We start from the raw sequence: 5,420 nt of genomic DNA on the forward strand, positions 1-5,420 counted from the left end.
TCAGTGGTGACCTTACAGGTTGAAGGTGTAGATACAAACTACCAAGGCACCATTTCGTTTATCGAACCGCAGGTGCGGGATGATCAGGCTCGTATCGTGTGGGTAAACTTACCTAACGAAAAGGGTGAATTGACCACAGGCAGCTTCGTTCGGGCACAAATTGAAGTTGCTACCATAGACGTACCACTGGCAGTTAAACGTGTTGGTTTGCAAGGTTTTCGCGACTTTACGGTGGTTTATGCCAAAGTCGGTGAACAGTATGAAGTACGTATGCTGGAGCTAGGACGTGAGGGCGGAGAATGGGTTGAAGTGCTCGGCGGATTAAATCCGGGCACCGAATATGTCACCGAGAACAGTTACATCTTAAAAGCCGACATTGAAAAGTCCGGCGCATCACACGACCACTAGGAGCGTAAATCATGTTGGAGTCGATTTTACGCTTTTCGATAAAGCGAAAGTTTCTCGTGCTGGTGATGGTATTAGCTGTTGCCGGACTGGGGGTATGGAATTTCACTAAGCTGCCTATCGATGCGGTGCCAGATATCACCAATATACAGGTGATGATCAACACTGAAGCAGCCGGTTATACACCGCTTGAGATAGAGCAACGGGTCACATTTCCATTGGAAACCGCTCTGGCAGGCTTGCCGGGGCTGACCTATACCCGCTCTGTCTCGCGCTATGGGTTATCTCAGGTAGTCGCCATATTCAGTGACGAGACGGATGTGTACTTTGCTCGCCAGTTGGTGAATGAACGATTATCCGCCGCCCGTTCTGAACTGCCGACAGGATTGGAGCCTCAGCTTGGTCCCATTGCTACGGGCTTGGGTGAAATATTCATGTTCACCGTAGATGCCGAACCTGATGCCACCCATGCAGATGGTTCGCCCATCACACCAATGGATTTACGCACAGTTCATGACTGGACTATCAGGCCACAGTTAATGCGGGTTCCCGGCGTTGTTGAGGTTAACCCTATCGGTGGGTTTGAACGCGAAATTCTGATTGCCTTCAAACCTGAAAAGCTGCTGGCCTTTGGTTTAACCCAAGCGGATGTGGTCGATGCCATTGCCAGCAACAACCAGAATCAAGGCGCAGGGTTTATTGAGCAAAACGGTGCACAGTGGCTGCTCAGAATACCCGGACAGGCCGAAGATATTGCGACAATAGGCCGTATTCCACTGAAATCGACTAATGGTTCTGCGCTGACCATTAAGGACGTTGCGGATATCGAAAATGGTCAGGGTTTACGTACCGGTGCTGCAACGCAAAATGGCCGCGAAGTGGTCATGAGTACCGTGTTCATGTTGATTGGTGAGAACAGTCGTACCGTGGCCCATGCCGTGGGCGAGAAGCTGAAAGAAATCAACGCCAGCTTGCCTGAAGGTATCGTGGCTACCGCTGTGTATGACCGCACCAAGTTGGTGGATAAGACCTTACAGACAGTCCAAACCAACCTATTGGAAGGTGCGCTTCTGGTCATTGTGGTGCTGTTTGTTCTTTTAGGTAACTTCCGGGCAGCCTTTTTAACTGCGCTGGTGATCCCATTTGCCATGTTAATGACTATTACCGGCATGGTTCAGACCCGTGTGAGTGCTAATCTGATGAGCCTTGGCGCACTCGATTTCGGCTTGCTAGTTGATGGTTCGATTATCATCGTTGAAAACTGTTTGCGCAGGCTCAGCCAAAGCGGAAATGCCCCATTGCCACTTAAAGAGCGCATGGAGTTGGTGTTTGACGCTACACGTGAAGTGATCCGCCCGGCCTTGTTTGGTGTGTTTATCATCACAGCCGTTTACCTGCCCATTTTTGCGCTGGAAGGTGTGGAAGGCAAAATGTTCCACCCGATGGCTATTACTGTTGTTATAGCTTTATTAAGTGCGATGTTGCTCTCCGTCACCTTTGTTCCCGCCACCATTGCGTTGTTGTTTAAAAAGCCAGTAAAAGAAAAGCACAGCCCACTGATCCGTGGAGCCGGAGCCTTATATCGTCCAGCGTTAAGCTGGGTGTTGAAAGGTCGCTGGATAGTCGTATTTGCTGCGTCGCTATTGGTGGTGGTATTTGGCTATCAGGCAACCAGATTAGGCAGCGAGTTTGCGCCCAATCTGGATGAAGGGGATATTGCCATGCATGCACTGCGCATTCCGGGTACGTCACTGAGTCAGGCTATTGCACTACAGGAAACGCTGGAAGACAAAATTAAGCAGATGCCGGAAGTAGAGCGGGTGTTTGCCAAAATCGGCACCGCTGATGTGGCTACCGATGCCGTTCCACCTAGTGTGGCGGATAACTTCATTATTTTAAAACCCCGTGAGCAGTGGCCTGATCCTGACAAGACGAAAGAGCAAATTGTCGAAGAACTCGCTGCTCTGGTTGCGCCCATACCCGGCAACCGCTACGAATTTCTGCAACCCATTCAGATGCGCTTTAACGAGCTACTGGCTGGCGTTCGGGCAGAGCTGGCCATCAAGGTATTTGGAGACGACTTCGATACTCTCACAGGTTTAGGCGCTGAAATTGAATCTGCTATTTCTCAAGTAGAAGGCATTGCCGATATTCAGGTTGAACAGACGACCGGCTTACCTATGCTGAATATTGTTTCTGACCATCAAAAACTCATGCAGCACGGTATCAGTATTGGTGATGTGCAATCGCAGGTGGCTACCGCTATGGGCGGCGCAGTTGCCGGTAAGTATTATCAGGGCGATGTGCGCTCAGACATTGTTGTGCGCTTAGGCGAATCACGCAGACAGGATATTGATGCGCTCAATTACCTGCCCATAACGTTACCCGATGGTCATAGCATTCCGCTACAAGAATTGGTATCGCTGGAGCTGGTGTCGGGGGCGAACCAGATCAACCGGGAAAATGGCAAACGCCGGGTGGTGGTCACCGCCAATGTGCGTGGACGTGATTTAGGCAGCTTTGTGGCTGATATTCAGCAAGCTGTGGCGGAAAAAGTCGAAATTCCGGCCGGTTACTGGGTAGAGTACGGTGGCACTTACCAGAAGCTACAGTCAGCCTCCAAGCGCCTTAGTATTGTTGTGCCGGTTACCTTGCTAATGATCATCGGTTTGCTGATTCTGGCACTGAACTCGTTTAAAGACGCGATGATCATCTTCACGGGTGTGCCACTGGCATTAACTGGGGGAATAGCTGCGCTGCTATTGCGTGATATCCCGTTTTCCATTTCGGCGGCGGTGGGTTTTATCGCCTTGTCGGGTATCGCCATATTGAATGGTCTGGTAATGGTGTCCTTTATCCGTGAATTACGCAAAGAAGGTGTCGCCCTTAATCAGGCCATTTTTGATGGTGCGTTAACGAGGTTGCGCCCGGTATTAACGACCGCATTAGTGGCATCGCTGGGATTCATCCCGATGGCGCTCAATACTGGTATTGGCTCGGAAGTGCAGCGTCCATTGGCTACGGTGGTGATAGGCGGGATCATTTCATCCACCTTGCTCACCCTGTTCGTTATTCCGGCCTTATATCGAATTTTACACAAAGAAAAGGAGTCACTTTTGACTGACACAGAAGTATTGGAGTCGTCTGATGCCAAATAGTCTTATTAAACTCAGCGTAACTCTGCTGCTGGGCGCATTAGCCTTGATCAGCATTGATGTATTCGCACATGGGGTGGACGATAATACCCGCGCATTTCTGGAACAAAACCAAGGTGTGCAGTTTATTCCGTTTTTGTACATCGGGGCTAAGCATATGATCACCGGCTATGACCATTTGCTGTTCTTGGTGGGTGTGATCTTCTTCCTGTACCGCAGCAAGGAAGTACTGCTGTACGTGACCATGTTTACTATTGGTCACAGCACAACCTTACTGTTCGGTGTGCTGAGCGATATTCAGGTTAACGCCTATTTGATTGATGCCATTATAGGTTTGTCTGTCGTCTACAAAGGCTTTGATAATTTAGGTGGTTTCAAGCGATGTTTTAACTGGCAACCCAATACGCAATGGGCAGTACTGATCTTTGGCTTATTTCACGGTTTTGGATTGGCAACCAAATTACAGGAATTCCATTTACCGGAAGAGGGGCTTATTACTAATCTAGTTGCCTTTAACATCGGAGTTGAACTGGGCCAGTTTGCAGCACTCGTGTTTATCCTGATCGCCATCAACGCTTGGCGAAAACTGCCTTCGTTCCAGCGTTTCTCTACCATGACCAATACGGCTCTTATGAGTGCTGGCGTCATGTTGATGGGATATCAGCTTACCGGTTACTTCGTTAATTAAACTTATAACAAGAGAATATTATGCAACACACTGTCAGTACAAAAACCTTAGTCAAAGCCAGTATCACCGCAACAGTTGTGGCGGCAATTGCTTTGGTGACTTTTATTCTTCCAGCGGAATACAACATCGACCCAACAGGAATCGGGCATAAGCTGGGGTTGACGACCCTTGCACAAGCGACTGAATCTGATGTTATTGTTTCTACCAACAATGCTGATACCAATACTTCAGGCAGTCAGGAATTTCAGACCATTGAAGTTGTCGTGCCTGCCGGGCGCGGTGTCGAATACAAATTTGCCATGCAGCAATATGCAAAAATGACTTATGAATGGCTGACCGACGGTGAAGCCCTGTATTTCGATTTACATGGTGAACCGGAAGGCGATACCACCGGGTATTTCGAGAGCTATACCATAGCAACCTCCAATGAGATGAAAGGCAGCTTTACTGCTCCTTTCGCCGGTTCACATGGTTGGTATTGGAAAAATGAAACCGATAACCCCATTGCTGTTCAACTTTTAGTAAAAGGTCAATATGAAATCATTGGTCTGAAGCAATAAATCAACTTATTAAAATTGGAGAATATGATGAAAAAAACGTTATCAGCAGTGGTACTTTGCTGCACATTAATCAGTGGTCGTGCTCTGGCACATGGCGATCATGGTGTTATCAGCGGCCAGAAAGCCATCAGCATTGCAGCTAAATCTGTGAAGCAAATGACCTTCAAAGATTTTGGTTTTGAAGTGGGTAAACTGGATGAATCGTGGAAAGACTTGTCGCCTGAAAAGTTCAGTGTCGTTAGCGTAGAAGAAGAGTTCTATGTGGTAAGTGCCTCTAATTCTGATGCCGCCAAGCAAGTCTTTTTCAAGATAGCCAACAACGGTCAGGTTTTGGATGTGAAAGCTAAGAACGACTATTAAAGGCTAGGGGGTACTGAGAGTTGACGCTCAGTGCCCATCCTTCATTTCTTGTAATATAGGCTAAGCCCTTTTTTGCAGACCGCCTCAATGAAAAGCGTTTACCTCAATCGTCCGCTTCACGTACTGAGCTGCCCTACAGAGAGCCTTGATGGGCATCAAAAGACAAGGAACGGACGTTTAGTGGAACTAATTTAACTTTTTTATCCATTGGATTTAAGTCTGAAGAGTTTACAAGTATTCGGTATCGCGTAT

At 48.0% G+C, this 5,420-nt stretch carries 5 protein-coding genes; all 5 read left to right on the forward strand.

Translation table 11 applies throughout. The features are described from left to right. A partial coding sequence (locus tag MK185_17530) for a secretion protein HlyD (GenBank protein ID MCH2042432.1) occupies nucleotides 1-408 on the forward strand: 408 nt, incomplete at its 5' end. 11 nt (nucleotides 409-419) lie between these two features. Further along, the gene (locus MK185_17535; protein ID MCH2042433.1) at nucleotides 420-3,563 is read left to right on the forward strand and encodes a CusA/CzcA family heavy metal efflux RND transporter; all 3,144 of its coding nucleotides are present in this window, start codon (nucleotides 420-422) and stop codon (nucleotides 3,561-3,563) included. Next, nucleotides 3,553-4,248, forward strand: coding sequence for a HupE/UreJ family protein (locus tag MK185_17540; protein MCH2042434.1), 696 nt, complete (start codon nucleotides 3,553-3,555; stop codon nucleotides 4,246-4,248). Before MK185_17535 ends, MK185_17540 begins: the two co-directional genes overlap by 11 nt. 20 nt (nucleotides 4,249-4,268) lie before the next feature. Continuing rightward, entirely contained in the window at nucleotides 4,269-4,808 is a 540-nt protein-coding gene (locus MK185_17545) for a hypothetical protein (protein MCH2042435.1), read from the forward strand. A 27-nt stretch (nucleotides 4,809-4,835) separates the two neighbouring features. Then, nucleotides 4,836-5,168 carry a DUF6488 family protein gene (locus tag MK185_17550; protein ID MCH2042436.1) on the forward strand — a complete coding sequence of 111 codons (333 nt, stop codon included), beginning with the start codon at nucleotides 4,836-4,838 and terminating at the stop codon, nucleotides 5,166-5,168. The last annotated feature ends 252 nt before the right edge of the window (nucleotides 5,169-5,420 follow it).

It is taken from the genome of Saccharospirillaceae bacterium (assembly GCA_022448365.1).
GTDB lineage: Bacteria > Pseudomonadota > Gammaproteobacteria > Pseudomonadales > Oceanobacteraceae > Bacterioplanoides.

Bases quoted from the DNA above. Each gene is read 5' to 3' on its own strand.
- MK185_17545 (MCH2042435.1), top strand. From the start codon at position 4,269: ATGCAACACACTGTCAGTACAAAAACCTTAGTCAAAGCCAGTATCACC.
- MK185_17550 (MCH2042436.1), top strand. From the start codon at position 4,836: ATGAAAAAAACGTTATCAGCAGTGGTACTTTGCTGCACATTAATCAGT.
- MK185_17540 (MCH2042434.1), top strand. From the start codon at position 3,553: ATGCCAAATAGTCTTATTAAACTCAGCGTAACTCTGCTGCTGGGCGCA.
- MK185_17535 (MCH2042433.1), top strand. From the start codon at position 420: ATGTTGGAGTCGATTTTACGCTTTTCGATAAAGCGAAAGTTTCTCGTG.